The organism is Streptomyces xingningensis (assembly GCF_054957865.1).
In genome coordinates, this window is record NZ_JBDJPF010000040.1 from 14,493 (window position 1) to 31,193 (window position 16,701).

The window sequence follows — 16,701 nt, forward strand, 5'->3', positions numbered from 1 at the left end:
TCGTCGAGCCGGCCTCATGGGACATCAGTGTCAGAGGGACTGTCGGTAACCGAAGAACTCGTGGTCCTCGTTGTAGCCGCCGAATCCGCTGCCGATGTCGGAGAAGTCGGCGACGAACTCGATCGCCTTGATCCATTTGACCTGCTTGAAGCCGAGTTCGATCTCGTTGCGCAGCCGCAGCGGGGCGCCGTGGCCGAACGGCAGTGCCTGGTCGTTCATGCCGTAGGCGAGCATGGTGAGCCTGCTGTGCATGTGCTCGACGGGATGGGCGTCGTAGTAGGTACCGCCGTCGGCGCCTTCCCCCAAGGAGTAGAACACCACCCACCTGGCCTGCGGATCGGGCGTGACCAGGCCGAGGATCGTGGACATGGAGACGCCCGTCCACTTGGCGACTCCCGACCATCCCTGGATGCAGAAGTGCTGCGTGATCTGCTCATGGACGGGCAGTTTCCGCAGGTCGTCGAGGGACAGCTCGACCGGGTGGGCGACCAGGCCCCCGATGTGCAGCTGGTAGCCGGCGAAGTCGCCCGCCTGCAGGGCCTTGTACTCGGCGGAGTCGGGGTAGCGGCCGTTGTGCCAGAAGTAGGGGGAGATGTCTTTGGCTGTGTAGGCACCGGGGCGTGCGTCCACATGCTCGAACCAGCGTTGCACGCCGCCGATGAGGGCGTATCCGACGCGCTGCACGACCCGGGGATGGCGCAGGGTGAACGGTGTCGCCGCGGCCCATCCGGCGATGATCTGTGGTTGAGGTTGGTGAGCAGACCGGTGGTGAAGACCAGGCTCACGTGGACCACGATGAAGAGCACGAACCAGCCGAAGACGAGGTCGGCGCCACCCCGCCCGCCGCCGGCACCGAGCCCGACCACGTCGCCACAGTATCCATGCCCTTCGTCAGCCCCGAGCGGAAGCCGGGCGGGATCCGGTCGGAGGCCCCCGACGCGTGCGGGCGGTCCTCCGCACCCGTCGAACTGGCCTCGTCCGACATGGCCTCAGCCTCTCATCAGGGTGCGTGTCCAGGTCCTCAGTCAGCGTGGCGTCAAGGAAGCCCCGAGGGTCGTGTCGACTGCGTTGCAGGTGACCCGGTAGCAGCGGGCCAATCCTCGTACAGACACCACTGGGCCGACACGATGGGACTGACGGATCGTCGGTCGGCCACTTCCGTGATCGGGGCACCCCGGTGTCTCGGTGGTGGTGCCCTGGAGGACCGTGCGTATGGACCTCAGCGTGACATGGCCAATCGGCCAACCGAGGCTCCTACCTCTGACAGCGGTGTGTCGTGTCCCTCGACGGCGTCCCTTTCCGCTGCTCGGAGTGCCCCGCCGAGGGCTTGCGCTCCGGATGGTGGACGTGGGCGTCGGGTCCCGGGTACACCAACGTCACCCTGTCGTTGTCCGACCACCGCACGTCGTACGGAGGCGTGCCGTCGGAGTGGTGAAGGCCGACGATCTCTCCGTCTCGTTTCGTCGCTCCTGTCGTCGGACTTTTGACGGTGAGGTGGTCACCCAGACACGCATGCATGATCATCACTCCCTGGGATGCCGATCCGGCATCGCGCGACGTCGAGCGAGCCGCGGATTGGTCTGTCTACGGCTCGATGACGAGCACGTCGCGGACGGGGCGCCGGGGCGTGACCGGGCCTCGTGGCCCGTAGCCGAGGCGGAGGATCATCTGCACGTGGCCCGTACCGGTGGTGGGATCGCGCAGGGGCCAGCGCAGGTCGGGCCACTCCAGGGCTTGCGTGGAGAACGAGGTGGCCAGTCCCTTCGACGTGGCCAGGAGCAGGACGCGCTCCATGGCCTGGCCGGCGACCAGCCAGTCGCGCGGGTGGTCGTCCGACGTGCTGAGCACGGCCAGGTGGGGGTTGTTCTCGAACGATGTCGACCCGAGGTCGGCGGTCGGCTTGCCGCCGGAGAAGTCGCGCATGGGTGCCCGTCCGTCGTGCTTGTGGGGCCCGAAGGCGTACTCCGGGACACCATCGGCCGCCGTGTCCGCCTCGCCGGCGCCGATCCTGGTCCAGCGGGCCAGGTCCTCCTCGCTGCCGCCGTCGGTGAGATTGCGGGCCTCGGCCTCCTCGGCGAGCTCCTGGACCCAGCGCAGGTGCCAGGAGTCGGGGAACGACAACGAGGCGCCTTCTCTGTCGGCGGCGTCCACCAGGGCGGTGCGGAGGTTCTCCGGGATGTCGGTCTCCGAGAACGGGTACCGGCTGGTGTGCCGCTCACGGATTGCGGGATGCAGCAGCCGGAGGCCGACATCCTCCGCCTCATTCGGTGCGGTCGCTCGTACGGTCACGAGCAGCGTCGCATCGGAGACGTCGGGCAGGAGCGTGACCTCGGGGTGCAGCCCCGCTTCCACGATGGCGACACGAAGGTTGAACAGTGCAGCACCGCACCCCAGGTGCAGGGCCCGGCCCTCGGGATCGGAGTGCGGCATGATCCGCTCGAAGTCGGCGTACAGCTGGAAGATGCCGCTTTCCCGCGCATAGTGGAAGCGCCAGGGCTGCGCGTTGTGCATGGACGGAGCGGTCGCCGCGTCCTTCACCAGCTCGGCCACGCGAGCGTCGTCCAGGGTGGATGGTGCTGTCACCGGAGTCTCCCTTCGGACGGTCCGGTTCCGTCGCCAGGATCCCTTCCATGGTCTCTCCGCAGCTCGGACATGGCAGAGGCCGAGCGTCCCTCCCCCTTGGGCCGACCGGCTCATTCCCGGGCTGTCTCTGCCTGGCAGGCTGGCATTGCGGGCACCCAGCACTTCGGGAGAAGGAGTGGGAAGATGTTGCAGCACCGAACAGTCGACGAGCTCATGACCCGGAACGTGATCAAGGTGCGCGGGGACACCCCGTTCAAGGAGATCGTCAGGGAGCTCGCGGAGAATGACGTCACCGCCGTGCCGGTCGTGGACGGCGACGGACGCGTGATCGGTGTGGTGTCCGAGGCCGATCTGATGCGCAAGTCGGCCGACCAGCCCGATCCCTTTGGGCGCATCCCCGTACCGAACCTCGAGAAGTGGGATCGCGCCAAGGCCGAGGGCGCCCGAGCGGAGGAACTCATGTCCGCACCCGCCGTCTGCGCCCGGCCGGAGTGGAACGTCGTCGAGACGGCCCGTCTCATGACGGTCCAGGGCGTGAAGCGACTGCCGGTGGTGGACGAGACCGACAAGCTCCTGGGCATCATCAGCCGGCCCGACCTCCTGCGCGTCTTTCTCCGTGACGACGCCGCCATCCGCGAGGAGATCCACCACGACCTGCTGGAGCAGACCCTGGGCCTGGCACCGTCGGCCGTGACCGCCGAGGTCTCCGAAGGACAGGTCACCCTCACCGGCAGTGTGGAGGCCAGGAGCCTGATCCCGGTCATCGAGCGGCTGTGCCGGTCCGTGGACGGCGTGGTCTCGGTTCACCAGCGCATCACGTACACGGGAGATGACGCGGGCGGTGGCTTCCCCGCTCCCTGACCCACTGCTCTGCGGGGTCGCCGCGGGAGCTTGGCCGTGCAGGTCACGAAGGTGATCACCATGGTGGGAACAGCACTCATCACTGTCGGGCTCGATGGGTCACCCGAGAGCTTGACGGCTGCCCACTGGGCGGCGGACGAGGCCCACCGACGCGGGCTCGGTGTGCGCCTGCTGCACGCGTGGATCCGTTCTGCGGTGGAGCCTGTGGCCTTCCCCGCCGGGACGGACCAGCACTCCTGGGCCAAGCGGGCCGTCGACATGACCGCGTCCGAAATCCATGAACGCTACCCCGATCTGCCGGTCGTCGAGGAGCTTGTGGCCGAGGAGCCCGAGTCCGCCCTGTTGCACGCGGCGCGGGACTCGCTCATGGTCGTTCTCGGTTCACGGCGTGTGGGACCCTTCGAAAGTTTCTTCCTCGGCGATGTGAGCCACCAGATCGCAGCCAAGGCCGAGCAGCCGATGGTTTTCGTGCGCACGGGTACACAGACGGGGGAGGAACAGCGGCGCGCGGCCGACGACGGCGGAGGAGTCGTGGCCGGGGTCAGCCTGCACGGCCCCTGCGACAGCCTCCTGGACTTCGCTTTCGCTGCTGCTGCGGCGAGTGACGCGCCCCTTCGTGTCGTTCACGGACCCGCGCTGCCGGCCCAGGCATACGATCCATGGGGCATTGACCCCGACGTGGCCGCGAAAATCTCCCAGGGAGCCGCACGGGAACTCGGCGAAGCCCTGCGCCCTTGGCGGGAGAAGCATCCGAACGTGCCCCTGACCGAGACCATTCGTCTGGCAAGCCCGGCACGCACTGTCGTGAGCTCGGCGCGCGGGGCCGATCTGCTGGTGATCGGCAGACGCAGGCGATCACACCTCCTGACACCGCACCTGGGCAACGTGGCGCAGGCGTGCGTACATCACGCCCCGTGTCCCTTGGCCCTGGTGCCCCATGACTGAACACCGCTGAACCGCCGTACCGGCTGTCGCCGCGCGAGCCGGGAACGGAACGTACCGGTCGCATCGATGAGGAGCCGGAGATGAAGGACTCTCAACGCACCGTCAGCGACGTCATGACCCAGACGGTCGTGGCCGTCAGCCGCACCGCTCTCTACAAGGAGATCGCGAAGGCCCTCGCCGAGTGGAAGGTCAGCGCCGTGCCCGTACTGGCGGGAGACGGCCGGGTCATCGGGGTCGTCTCGGAGGCGGACCTGCTGCCGAAGGAGGAGTTCAAGGACCGTGACCCGTCCCGGTTCGAGCAGCTCCGCCGTCTCGACGCCCTGGCGAAGGCCGGAGCGGGTACGGCCGAGGAGCTCATGAGTACACCGGCGATCACCGTTCACGGACACGCGACCCTCGCGGAAGCCGCACGCGCGATGGCGCGCAAAGGCGTCAAACGTCTGCCGGTCGTGGACCTGGAAGGGAAACTCGCCGGCATCGTCAGCCGGAGCGACCTGCTCAAGGTGTACCTCCGTGACGACGAGGACATCGCCCAGGAGGTTCGTAAGGAAGTGATCGCACGGCTTTTCCCGAACCGGCGGCCGACCCTGGAGGTCCAGGTGGACGAGGGCGTCGTCACCCTTTCCGGTCAGTTGGCCGACAGGGAACTGGTCCCGGTGGTGGCACGGCTCGTACGGGCCGTGGAGGGCGTCGTCAACGTCGACCTCCAGATCACCGCCCCCGACCGGCCCAGGGCCACAGAGCCACCGGTCGTCGGTCCCCAGTTCTGAGGCGTACCAAGTCGGCTGCCCAGCGCTGGCACGGTATCCCTCGGTCTGATCCCCTGGAGAGGAGTCTGCAGGCGGATCGACCGAGCGGAGGTGAGTGGCTGTGCAGGGCGAAGAACCACAGCCCGGCGAGTCGGCCAGTGCCTCCCCTCACGAGGACACCGTGGCCACCCGGAGCGCCCTGCGGCGCGCCCAGCTCGGAATGACACAGGGAGAAGTCGCAAGCCGTGCCGGCATGTCCCTCGCGTATCTGCGCCAGCTTGAGAAGTTCAGTGGCGACTTCGACCCGGCCGCTGTCATGCGCTTGGCCGCCGCTCTCGAGATGTCGTACGAGGAGCTGTTGAAAGGCCGCGGTGACGCTCCGCCCGGCCAGCAGGCGCCGGCCCCCCACCCCGTCCTTATGCGCCTGTCGGAGCGCGAGTGCTGGGACAGGCTGAGCACACACGGCATCGGCCGTCTGGGGCTGCCGGACGATGCCGGGCCTGTGCTGCTGCCGGTCAATTTCCTGGTGGACGCCCGGACGATCGTCTACCGCACCGAGACGGGGGGCCCGGCAGCCGTCGCCGCCGGAACCCGGCTCGTGTTCGAGACCGATCACATCGATGAGCACCGCAGCAACGGCTGGAGCGTCCTCGTGAGGGGCACCGCGGACCACATCACCGACCCCGAAGCGGTACGAGCCCTTGCCGAGCGACCAGGAGCGCGGCCCTGGGCGGGCGGGAAACGTGATCTCTGGATCCGTATCGTGCCAAGTGACGTGAGCGGTCGGACTATTCGCGAGTTGTGACCGCCTGATTCAGCAGAGCACGCAACTGCGCCGGGCGCTCCGCAGCTACAACAGCGGTCGCCAGCAGTGTGAGCTGTCCGCTCAACACGCTGTCCAGCATCCTCGACGACGCACCGGAATCCGGCGGTGGACCGCATTGGGACAAAGGGAAGGCGTTGCAGGCGGTGGCCGAACTCCGGGATATCGCGATCGCCTTGAGGGTCGGAGAAAACCTCGCTCGACCACCCGCCGTGCCGTGAAGGGCGGCACGCCGGGTGATGAGGACCGTTGAGGGGCGGGGCCGTCATGAGCAGCTTGTCCCGCCGGGGCCGCCGTAGAAGAAGTACTCGTTCCACGGGTCGGCCGCTTGGTTCACCACACAGGTGAAGCAGTTGGGGGAGGGCTGGGAGGCGGTCAGGGACGCCTGCACGGCTCCGCCTGCCGTGGGGTAGTACAGGACGTCGCGGTGGTATGCGGCGTACTGCCAGCCCGCTTCGGCGAAGGCGCCGCTGCCCATCGGGGGCCACGCTGTGTTGTCCACGACCTCGCCGCCGTAGTCGATGTCCGACGCCGAGCCGCTCGCGAGGGGACCGCTGCCGTAGAGGGAGCCCGGGTAGTAGCCCACGGCGTGGCCCGCGTCGGTGCCGCCGAGGTAGAGCCACCAGTTGCCGCCGTTGAAGTACCAGGCGACCTCCAGCTCGTACTGTGCGCCGCCCGCGACGCTCACCGGGGCCAGCGTGCCGCCGAAGGCCCAGCCGGAGTTGGTCTGGACGAAGGCGGAGCAGTCGAGGTTGTAGCAGCCGGTGTTCTGATAGCCGTCGGCCGTCCAGTAGATGAACAGGCATGGCTGTGTCGTGCCGTACTTCCCCGGATAGATCTGGTAGCCGCATTCGGCGGTCTGCACCGGTGAGCCCGCCGCGTACCAGTGCTGCGAGAGCGAGAAGATCTGGTCGCCGACGCCGGGGTCCCAGACGTTGATGAAGCTGTGGCCGCCGAGGTTGCCGGTGACCTGGTAGGCGTGTGCGTACTTGTGCACCCCCGCCTGGATCTGCGGGCCCAGCCGCGGGTGTTGGCCCGTGCCCAGTGGGCTCTTGCGGAAGAAGTTGTGCAGGGTGCCCCTGCGGGCCAGCTCGTCCAGCGTGACCCGGCGCAGGGCGATGGTGCCCGGGGGACACGACATGGCGTGCCCGAACCTGTCGATGCGGTCGGACCTCAACTGCGGTCGTAGCGGCAGGCCTTGTGGGAGGCTGCGGGGGCCGGGTGCGGCCGGGGCATCGACCGGAACGGCCGGCACGGTCCTTGTGTCCCGCAGTGCGGGCTGGCGCTCCACCGGGACGCAGTCGAAGATCTGGCCGTTGTCGTCGACGAAGCTGTGCGGCACGTCCTCGATGCCACGATAGAAGGACAGAAGGTGCGCCCTCATCGCGTCAAATCCCTGAGCCCCGACGCCGCTTGTGGGGCGGGCGGCGGTGAACTGCTCGTGGTTTGTGGAGTTCACGTTGTCGATGAAGGCGGAGAAGTCGGGAAAGTGCGGGAGGTCTCGCGGCATGATCGGGCTCTCCGTTCCGACTGGTGCGGTGACGCCGCGTGCGGCGCCTGCCTAAGAGATCCCCGCGGATTCCCCCATTCAGCCGCAGGTCCCTCGAACGGGACGTTCCGCCCCGGGACTTCGCATCACGGTCCTCGGCCTCGTCACATATCTCTCCCGTCACTACGTACTCAACGACCCACGCATGTCACGGAGTTCCGCTGCAGTACTCGACACCGTTCTACAGGTATGGGATAGTCGTTTTAGATGTATATTGTTGAACGGGAGCAGACGTTATCGCGGGACTGTGGGTTTACCAACGTGTACGTCCAGGAAGTTGAAAACACCCCCTGGCGTTGAGGAGCACGAGTTGCCCATTTTCAGGCGCTTGATCTCGCCCGAGGGGCGCAGCTGGGAGACAGACGAAATCGTGGCCCGGGTATTCGGCGCCAGCGAACTTCTTGCACGCCGCGGCATCGAACCCGGTTCGCGGGTGATGATGAGCGGGGCCAATTCCCCGGAATGGGTCGTCGATTTGCTCGCGCTCATTCACCTCGACGCTTCGGTGGTCCTGGCCGATCATCGAGCCACCCCGGCACAGCGATCACAGATCCGCGCTCAGGCGCGCGTGGTGCTGGAAATCAGCGACGGCACGGGCGACACCGCGGCGCCACGGCCCGCTTCGAACACGGCGGCCGTGCCCGATGTCGCGGCCTGGGCACGACGCCAGGACGCCGCGATCTCGTGGTCGTCGGGTACGACAGGCAGCCCCAAAGGCATAGTCCGCTCCGGTCGCTCGATTCTGGACAACCTCGTACTCAGCGCGGAACGCATGGGGTACCGGCCCGACGACGTCTTCCTGCCCGTCCTGCCGTACTCCCACCAATATGGTCTGTCGGTGGTCCTCTGCTGGTGGCTGGGTGGAGGCACGCTTGTGGTCTACGGGCCAACCACGCGCCTGGACCGTGCACTTGCGGTTGGCGTGAACCACGGACTCTCCATCGTGGACGGGGCCCCGTCGACCTATTACAGCCTGCTCAACTTGCTCGACCGTCGCCCCGCTCTCGCAAACGCGCTGAAAACGGTACGAGCCTGGTGCGTGGGCGGCGCGCCGCTGGGGCGCAATCTGGCGGCCCGGTTCCACGCCCGCACAGGCCTGCACCTGCTCGACGGCTACGGGGCGACCGAGGTGGGAAACATCGCGCTGGCGACCCCTACTGATCCGGTCGGCTGTGGCACGCCGCTGCCCGGCGTGGTCGTCGAAGTCCACGACGACCACGGCAGGCCGCTTCCCAACGGCCGGCTCGGCGAACTCGTCGTACGCAGTGACGGCCTGATGACCGGTCATCTGGGCGATGACGGCGAGATCATTCCGGTTTCGGGTCCGGTTCACCGCACCGGCGACATCGGCCTGCTCGACGACGCCGGCCGCGTCTTCCCGGTCGGGCGCAAGCACGCCGTGCACCGCGACGGCCACACGCTCTATCCCGATCACCTCGCCGAGCGGGCCGAGTCGGCCGGCGCGCAGACGGAGGTCGTCGCCGTCCCCGACGACCGTCTGGGCTGTCGTCTGGTGTTCGTGATCGCGGACCCGGACGATCACGAACCTGCGCACTGGAAACGGGTGCTGCGCTCTGCGCTCGCCCGCTACGAGCAGCCCGACCACATCGTCGTGCTTCCCGCGTTGCCTCTCACGGGCACGGGAAAGCCCGACCTGGCCGTCCTGGAGAAGATCGCCATGACCTCGCTGTCCACGTCGCACAACACGACCACCGACGCAACCGCGCCCGGCTCAACGGTCAGTGCGACCGACTACCGCATCCCCTTCGCCAACCGTGTCGATGCGCTGCGCGCAGTGCGCCGGTATGTGGCCGACAACGAAGACGCAGTGAGGAAAATCCTCACCGAAATCTCGCCCCACCACACCGCCGGTGCGGAGATTCGTTCGTTCCTCGCCACCCTCGACGGAGCGGAGGAGGAGATCCGCCGGGTCCGGCCCGGCTGCGTGCCTCGGGCCGCGGTCTTCATGCCCTCCAACATCCCGCTCTATTCCTACGCGCTTTACCTGCTTGTGGCGTCCCTTTACAGCGACAGCATCACCTTCCGGCCGTCCTCCGAGATCAAAAGCCAGATACAACGCCTGCACGATCTGCTGGCGCCGGTCCACGGCTTACCCATCGAGCTTTTCGAACTCAGCCAGCGTAAGTTTGTGACGGGACCGGTACGCGAGGCGGACCTCATCGTCTTCACCGGAAATTACTCCAATGCCGAGACCATCCGCGAAGGGCTGGCGGAAGACCAGCTCTTCCTCTTCTTCGGTCACGGCATCAACCCGTTCGTGATCGCACCCGACGCCGACCTTACGCGCGCCGTACATGACGTCACGAAAATCCGGCTCTACAACTCGGGCCAGGACTGTTTCGGTCCCGACGTTGTGTTCGCGCCGCAGGGCCGCACCGAGGAATTCGTCAACCTGTTGTCCGCCAAACTGACTTCGCTGCGTTTCGGGCAGAACAGTGACCCGGTCGCCGACTACGGTCCGATCTGTTACGACTCGGCGCTGGTGAAGTGCTCGGACTACCTGGTGCGTCATGCGCGTCACATCCGGCACGGCGGGCGCATCGATCTGCTGTCCCGCAGGATCGAGCCGACCATGCTGCTGTGGGGTTTCGATGACAAGATCCCCCTTGATGAGATGTTCGCCCCGGTGTTCAACGTCGTGGCCTATCCCAGTGCGAGGCGGTTGCGTGAACGAATGTCAGGCCCCTACTTCAGCGAACGTGCGCTGGGAGCGATGGTCTACGGGAACGATCCGGAGACGGTGGACGTTCTGGCCAAGCGCCACCACACCTGTGTCAACCACACGCTGCTCGACGCCGAGGACGGCAACCGACCGTTCGGCGGATTCGGGATAAGGGCGAACTACATCTCCTACGGCGGCGAGCGGCACGCCGAACCACTGCTCATCTCGCAGGCCGTGGCGCAGAATCTCCCGATGGCCGCCCCTACCACGGTCGGTGGGAAGTGACCCGGGTGAGCAAACGGTACGCCGACGCATGGTCCGCAATCGTCGACGTGCTGGTGGCGAACGAGGTGGACACCTGCTTCGGACTGCCCGGCGATGACCTGGAGTTGCTTCGCGCCCTCGACGCTGCCGGCCTGGACCTCGTGCCGTGCCGTGACCAGCGCAACGCGATGTACATGGCGACCGGCTACGCACTGCAGTCAGGCCGGCTCGCCGTATGCGCACTGGGCAAAGGGCCGGCTGTCACACACGCGGCCACGGGGCTGCTCGAGGCGCGGGAGTCCGGTGCACCGGTCCTCGTGCTCGCCGCCGGCGTGCCCGAACAGCGCCGGGGCAGTGGCGGATTCCAGGAACTTGACCAGGTCGCCGTCACAGCGCCCCTTGTGCAATGGGCGCACCGGGTGGGGCATCCGGACCGGGTCGTCCCCGCGACGGTGACGGCGCTGACCCGAGCCGTGGGGCCGCCGCCCGGACCCGTGTACCTGGAGATACCCGATGACGTCCGCACGGCGGAGATCCTCGTCACCGGACCGCAGCCAACGCTGCCCGAACCACTGGTCCTTGAGCCCGTGCCCGTGATGCCGGGACCGGCACTGGCGGCGATCCGCGCGAGCCGGCGGCCGGTGGTGCTGGTGGGCGGCGGAATGCGGCACCGCAACGGCGACGGTGTGGTCGAGCGCTTCGCCGAACTCCTCGGCGCGGCGCTCTTCACCACCGCGTCCGGCCGCGGTGCCGTCGACGAGCGCCACCCGCTGTTCTGCGGCGTGGCCGGCCTCTACGCCGCGGCCCCCGCCCGTGAACTGTGGTCATCCTGCGACCTGGTGGTGTCGCTCGCCGGGCGACTCGAGGAGACAGTCGTCGAAGGCGGAACGCCATGGCCCCCGGTCCCGGTGGTGCAGGTCAATGTCGATCCGGGCGGGCTGTCGGCCGAGTTCGCGGGCCCGCGCGTGCTGGGAGACGCCCGGCACGCCGTGCTCGGCTGGTCGCGGGCGCTGGACGAGGACCGCAAGGCCGAGCACGCGGACGCGACCGAGGGGTGGGCGGACCGGATCGCCGTCGCCCGTAAGGCCATGTCGCTCGAGGTGGAAGCGGAACTGGCCCGCGCGGCGACGCTGCCGGGGATCCGCATCGCCGAGCTGCTCGCCGCGCTCGACGCCACCGCCGGCGAGCCCCGCGTGCTGGTCCAGGAGAACGGGCTGCAGGACATGTGGTCCTACGGCTTCCCCTTCCACACCGGTGGCGGGTCCATCGTGCCGTCGGAGCAAACCCCCTTGGGCTTCGGAGCGGCCGCGGCCATCGGGGTCAAGCGGGCCGCCCCGGACCACGAGGTCACCGCGTTCATCGGGGACGGGGCGTTCCTCGCGGCCCGCGCGGACATCGCCGTCACCGCTCCGGCCCACGGCGGCGTTCTGTACGTGGTGCTGTGCAACGGCGGCTACGGCTGGCTGGACGCCCAACGCGCCCGCCTCGGCCTCGACGCCGAGCGCTACCCCTTCACCCGGCCGGGCGCCCCGCCGCCCGTGGTGGACGGGTCGGACATCCACTGTCGGGTGCTGCGCGACAAGGCCGCGCTGACCGATGAGATCCTTGCCGCGCGACGGTTCTGCTCCCGGGGAGGCACTGCCGTGCTCATGGTGCCGGTCGCCTCCGACGACATCCTCCCGTCCCTCCGCGACGCCGGGGTGGTTCCCCAGTGACGGACGCAGGAGAGCGAGGTGACGCCGGGCGCAGCCGGCCCCGACGCCAGGTGGTGGTCACCGGGTACGGGGCGGTGACGCCGCTGGGTCACAGTGCCGACGAGACATGGACGGCGATGCTGGCCGGGCGCAGCGGCATCGACACCGTGGACGCGATCGACGTGACCGGTCTCGGAGTCCGGATCGGCGGCCAGGTCCGCGGCTTCACACCCGGCCGCTACATGCCGCCGATGGTCAGTCGTCGCGCCGACCCGTACGCGCAGTACGCCCTTGCCGCGGCGCTGGAGGCCTGCGAGCACGCCGGACTCGTCGTCGACGACCGCCTGGCGCCGCGGGTCGCCGTGATCATCGGCAGTGGCTATGGCCCGGTGGGGTCGATCTACCGCGCCGCCAACACGCTGCGCGACAAAGGGCCACGGGCCATCGGCCCGTTCACCCAGGTCACGACCGCCATGGACAGCGCTGCCGGTGAGATCAGCATGCGTCTGGGCACACAAGGGCCCAGCCGTGCCCAGAGCACGGCGTGCGCCAGCGGCGCGGACGCGGTGGGCGCGGGGATGCGCATGATCGGCAATGGGGAGGCCGACATCGTCCTCGTCGGCGGCGCCGACGCCTGCATCACCACCGTCGACCTCGCGGGCAGCGGCAACGCCCGCGCGCTGTCCAGGCGCAACGACGACCCGACCGCGGCGTGCCGGCCGTTCGATGTGCATCGCGACGGGTTCGTGATGAGTGAGGGAGCCGCCGTGGTGGTGTTGGAGGCCGCCGAGGTGGCCGACCGGCGAGGGGCGACGGCCTTGGCCGAACTCGCGGGTTACGGGGCGAGTTCCGACGCCTATCACTGGACCGCCCCGCATCCGGAGGGACGGGGTGCGTGCCTTGCCGTCGAGGCGGCGCTGCGCGACGCAGGGATAACCGGGGCGGACGTGGACTACGTCAACGCGCACGGCACCGGAACGCTGTTGAACGACGCCACCGAGGCGGCCGTCCTGCACAAGGTGCTGGGTGATCATGTCACCCGGATCCCGGTCAGCTCCACCAAGTCGATGACCGGGCACATGATCGGTGCCGCCGGAGCGGTCGAGCTCGTGGCTTCGATCCAGGTCCTCCGCACGGGAGACGTCCCGCCAACAATCAACTGCACCGAGCCAATTGACCCGGACATCAACTTCGTTCCGCACCAGGCGCAGCACCACGACCGTATGCGGATCGCTCTCAGCAACTCGTTCGGCTTCGGCGGCCACAATGCCGCTCTCGTGGTCCGGGCAGTATGAGGTCCCGGCCGTGAACCACCTTCCGCAACCGGCCCCGGGCCCCGCCACCGTCACCCGCAGCGGGCCGCTGACCTGGGTCCAGCAGTGGCACTGGTTCGAGCGCACCATTCCCTCAGCACGGCGGGTGAACCCGACGCCGCTCGCCGACCACTGCCACGTCCCGCCCCCGGCAACCGTCGCCGACGTCCACCTGGCGCTCGCCTCCCTCACCGCCCGCCACGAGGCCCTGCGCACCACTGTCGACCCGCTCCGTCCGATACAACACGTCCACCGCGTGGACTGGGCCCCGCTGCCGGTCGACTATGTCGACGTCCCCGCCGTCGATGCCGACACCCTGGAGGCTGCCACGGCAGCGCTGGCCGCCCGCCCGATCGATCCCGAGCGAAATCCGCCCTGGCTCGCCAGGGTGCTGCTCGAGGCGGGAAAGCCGCGTGCGGTCCTGATGGCCGCCCACCACGTGGTGATCGACGGATGGGGGCTGGCGGTACTGATCAACCAACTGCACGATCAACTGCGCGGCGGCGACGCGCCGGTGGCGGCATCCGTGCACCCGCTCGACGCGGTCGCCGCCCAGCCCCCGGAACGTGCCCGCGCAGCGGAGCGTGAGTGGCTCATGCGTCTCGCGAGCAACCCGACCGGCGTGCTGGCCCCGTTCGGCGGGACCGGCAACGGCGAGGGGCGCCACCGCCTCCAGCACCGCTCGATGGGTGCGTACGACGACCTCGACCGCGTCGCCCGGCGTTATCGGGTCAGCCCGGAGGTCGTGGTGCTCGCGGCGCTGGCCCACGACGTCGCCACCCGAACCGGCGAACACCGGTTCCTCGCGTCGGTGGTGGTCTCCAACCGGGCCCGGGCCGCTCTGCGGAACAGCATCGGTGTCCGGGCCCTGACGGTTCCGGTACAGATCGATCTCCGCCCGGGCGCGGCGTTCGGCGAGGTGGTCGCCTCGGTCGCCGCCGCCTCCGCCGCCGCCTACCGGCACGGTCAGTGGCGCCCCGCGGAGCTGGTCGCCGCCCAGGCGCGCATGGACCGTCGCCGCGGTGTCGTGACCGTCCCCACCATCGAGTACAACTGCTACTCGTGGCCTCGCGACTATCTGGTCCCCGCGCAGAACACCCCGCCGGACGGGTCCGCCAGCTGGATCAGCAGCGCGCCCGACGAGCCCTGCGAGACGCTCTATGTCGACCTCGGCCGCGACTCGGGGGTCGTCACCCTCGATGTGACCGTCGGGGATCACCTGCTCGACGCCGGGCAGGCCATGGAGTTGCCCGTCCGTCTGTGCGGTTTCCTGCGCGTGCTCGCCGACGGTGCCGAGTGCCCGGTTCCGGCACGCTCGCTCACCCCGGCCGCCTCCGGATGGTGGCGCGCCCCGCAGGGATGGGTGTGTTTGCCCAAGGTCGAGGACGTGTTACGCGGCCACCCCGGAGTGCTCGATGTGACGGTGGCGCCCAGCGGGGACGCCGCGGGGGAAGGCGAGGAACCGCACCTCCTTGCGCATGCCCGCGTCGCCCCTGAGGTCACCCCCGGCGACTTGCACCGCCATGTCCTGGACCACCTCGGCGAAGTGCCCGGTCTGGTGGCCCCGGGCCGCTACGTCCTGTCCCCGGCCGGCCTCGAATCCGGCCGTCTGCCCGACCGGTCCTGCACCGCCACCGGCGGCACCGGAACCCTGCGGGTCCCGTCGCGTCCGGCCGCGACGGGCGCCGAACGGGCTCTGGCCGCCGCCGTGGCCGCTGTCGGACCCGGCGGTCCGCCGGTCGGCTCCTTCGACAGCCCTGGTGCCGTGGACATGAACCGTTGCCTCGCCGACCACGGAGTCACCCTGGTCGCCGTCCCTCGTCTACTGGCGCTGCTTCACGAGTTCGGCTTCACCGGGATCGCGTCGGACGAGCTGGCCGGAACGGCCTCGCTCGGCCACCTTGCCGCAGCCCTGGAGCCCTTACCGCCCCGCGCCCATCGTGGAGGAGAAACCTCACCATGACCGCGCCCCACGCCCCCGCACCGTCCGTGGACCGCCTGGCCCCGTGGGCCTTCGCCGCTTTCGTCGAGGCGAACACTCACGACACGGCATACCGCCCGCCGGTGGTGGACGGTCCTGTGGGGCCGACCATCGTCCGCAACGGCCGCGAGCTGGTGAACTTCGCCAGTATCAGCTTCCTCGATCTGGAGCGCCACATCCCGGTACGGCGTCATTTCGCAGAGGGGGCGCTCGCCCACGGCTTGAGCACCAGCGGATCCAGGATGACCCAGGGGATCTGCCGCCCGCACCAAGTGCTGGAGGCGACGATCGCCCGCCACACCGGCAAGGAGCGAGCCATCAGCTTCGCCACCGGGCTCCTGGCCAACATCGGGTTCGTCCACGCCATGAGCAGTTCTGCGCACTTCGACGCCGGGATCGAAGTGCGTAATCACGACACCGTTTTCGTCGTCGACCGTGACGTCCACTGGAGCATCTGGAAGGGCCTGGAGGGACTCGGCTACGGCCGCAAGGTCCACGCGTTCCGGCACAACGACGTCTCCGACCTGGCGCGCATCCTGGACCGGGTCCGGGCCCGCAAGACCGTGGTGATCGCCGAGAGCATCTATTCGGCCGACGGCACCATGGGGCCGATCGCGGAGATTCTCGATGAGTGCGACCGTCACGGCGCCATCAGCATGATCGACGATGCGAACGGCTTCATGGTCTACGGGCCCGAGAACCGTCCGTACGCCCGGGAGGCGGCTGCGATCCGGGAGCGGGCCGACTTCGTCATGGTGTCGCTGTCGAAAGCCATCGGTCTGGAAGGCGGCGCGATTGCCGGGCCGGCGGTGGCCATCGACGCCTTCGAACTGCTCTCCGGCACCTCGATGTTCACCGCCGCCATCCAGCCACCCACCGCTTACACCGCCGAGCGCACGATCGACGCCCTCGCCGGCAATCCGGGGATCGTCGACGACTACTTGGCGCATGCCGCCCGCCTTCGCCGGCAGATGCACGAGGCCGGCACGCCGACGACGCCGACCGAGTCGTACATGCTCTCGGTGCCGATCGGGAACGACGCCGCCGCCCTGCAGATGCGGGAGTGGTTCGTCGAGGACGGCTACCTCGTACCCGTCTTCTCCTACCCGGCCGTCGCACGCAACCAGGCGCTACTGCGCCTGTTCCCGCACGCGGGCCACACCGAGGAGCAGCTGGACGGCTTCCTGCGCACCCTCCTCACCTACCGACGGCGCCTCGGGCTCTGACGTCCCCACCGAGGTTCGCCACACCGACCC

The 16,701-nt window shown here is 68.9% G+C and carries 12 protein-coding genes and 1 pseudogene; 9 read left to right on the plus strand and 4 right to left on the minus strand.

Annotated features, from left to right (window positions below; all coding sequences use genetic code 11):
- Positions 1–30 precede the first annotated feature (30 nt).
- From ABCR83_RS20740 to ABCR83_RS20750, 3 genes and pseudogenes are all read right to left on the minus strand, one after another.
- Positions 31–684 (minus strand): molybdopterin-dependent oxidoreductase, encoded by a 654-nt coding sequence (locus ABCR83_RS20740; protein ID WP_462696597.1) that lies wholly within the window; start codon positions 682–684, stop codon positions 31–33.
- 630 nt (positions 685–1,314) lie between these two features.
- Positions 1,315–1,518: pseudogene (locus tag ABCR83_RS20745) on the minus strand (DUF1918 domain-containing protein); the annotation flags it as partial.
- Between the two features lie 66 nt (positions 1,519–1,584).
- A complete protein-coding gene (locus ABCR83_RS20750) occupies positions 1,585–2,583 on the minus strand; it encodes an Acg family FMN-binding oxidoreductase (RefSeq protein ID WP_462696598.1) in 999 nt (332 codons plus the stop codon).
- Positions 2,584–2,769: 186 nt separating this feature from the next.
- On the opposite strand from ABCR83_RS20750, the gene ABCR83_RS20755 reads away from it, so the two are divergent.
- The 4 genes from ABCR83_RS20755 (at position 2,770) to ABCR83_RS20770 (ending at position 5,943) form a co-directional block, all read left to right on the plus strand.
- Positions 2,770–3,444: a CBS domain-containing protein gene (locus ABCR83_RS20755; RefSeq protein WP_462696627.1), complete on the plus strand. Its 675-nt coding sequence runs from the start codon at positions 2,770–2,772 to the stop codon at positions 3,442–3,444.
- Positions 3,445–3,480: 36 nt separating this feature from the next.
- Positions 3,481–4,389: a universal stress protein gene (locus ABCR83_RS20760; RefSeq protein WP_462696599.1), complete on the plus strand. Its 909-nt coding sequence runs from the start codon at positions 3,481–3,483 to the stop codon at positions 4,387–4,389.
- An 80-nt stretch (positions 4,390–4,469) separates the two neighbouring features.
- Positions 4,470–5,159 carry a CBS domain-containing protein gene (locus ABCR83_RS20765; protein WP_462696600.1) on the plus strand — a complete coding sequence of 230 codons (690 nt, stop codon included), beginning with the start codon at positions 4,470–4,472 and terminating at the stop codon, positions 5,157–5,159.
- Between the two features lie 160 nt (positions 5,160–5,319).
- The gene (locus tag ABCR83_RS20770) at positions 5,320–5,943 is read left to right on the plus strand and encodes a helix-turn-helix domain-containing protein (protein ID WP_462696601.1); all 624 of its coding nucleotides are present in this window, start codon (positions 5,320–5,322) and stop codon (positions 5,941–5,943) included.
- A 283-nt stretch (positions 5,944–6,226) separates the two neighbouring features.
- On the opposite strand, the gene ABCR83_RS20775 is transcribed toward ABCR83_RS20770, so the two are convergent.
- A complete protein-coding gene (locus tag ABCR83_RS20775) occupies positions 6,227–7,471 on the minus strand; it encodes a neprosin family prolyl endopeptidase (RefSeq protein WP_462696602.1) in 1,245 nt (414 codons plus the stop codon).
- Between the two features lie 367 nt (positions 7,472–7,838).
- Between ABCR83_RS20775 and ABCR83_RS20780 the strand changes: the two genes are divergently transcribed.
- From ABCR83_RS20780 to ABCR83_RS20800, 5 genes are read left to right on the plus strand one after another with little or no spacing between them, the layout of a single operon-like run.
- Complete coding sequence (locus tag ABCR83_RS20780) at positions 7,839–10,478, plus strand: aldehyde dehydrogenase family protein (protein WP_462696603.1); 2,640 nt, start codon at positions 7,839–7,841, stop codon at positions 10,476–10,478.
- A gap of 5 nt (positions 10,479–10,483) precedes the next feature.
- A complete protein-coding gene (locus ABCR83_RS20785) occupies positions 10,484–12,172 on the plus strand; it encodes a thiamine pyrophosphate-binding protein (RefSeq protein ID WP_462696604.1) in 1,689 nt (562 codons plus the stop codon).
- Positions 12,169–13,446, plus strand: coding sequence for a beta-ketoacyl-ACP synthase II (fabF, locus tag ABCR83_RS20790; protein ID WP_462696605.1), 1,278 nt, complete (start codon positions 12,169–12,171; stop codon positions 13,444–13,446). Before ABCR83_RS20785 ends, fabF begins: the two co-directional genes overlap by 4 nt.
- A gap of 10 nt (positions 13,447–13,456) precedes the next feature.
- Complete coding sequence (locus tag ABCR83_RS20795) at positions 13,457–15,427, plus strand: condensation domain-containing protein (RefSeq protein ID WP_462696606.1); 1,971 nt, start codon at positions 13,457–13,459, stop codon at positions 15,425–15,427.
- A complete protein-coding gene (locus tag ABCR83_RS20800; protein WP_462696607.1) occupies positions 15,424–16,671 on the plus strand; it encodes an aminotransferase class I/II-fold pyridoxal phosphate-dependent enzyme in 1,248 nt (415 codons plus the stop codon). The genes ABCR83_RS20795 and ABCR83_RS20800 overlap by 4 nt, the downstream gene beginning before the upstream one ends.
- The last annotated feature ends 30 nt before the right edge of the window (positions 16,672–16,701 follow it).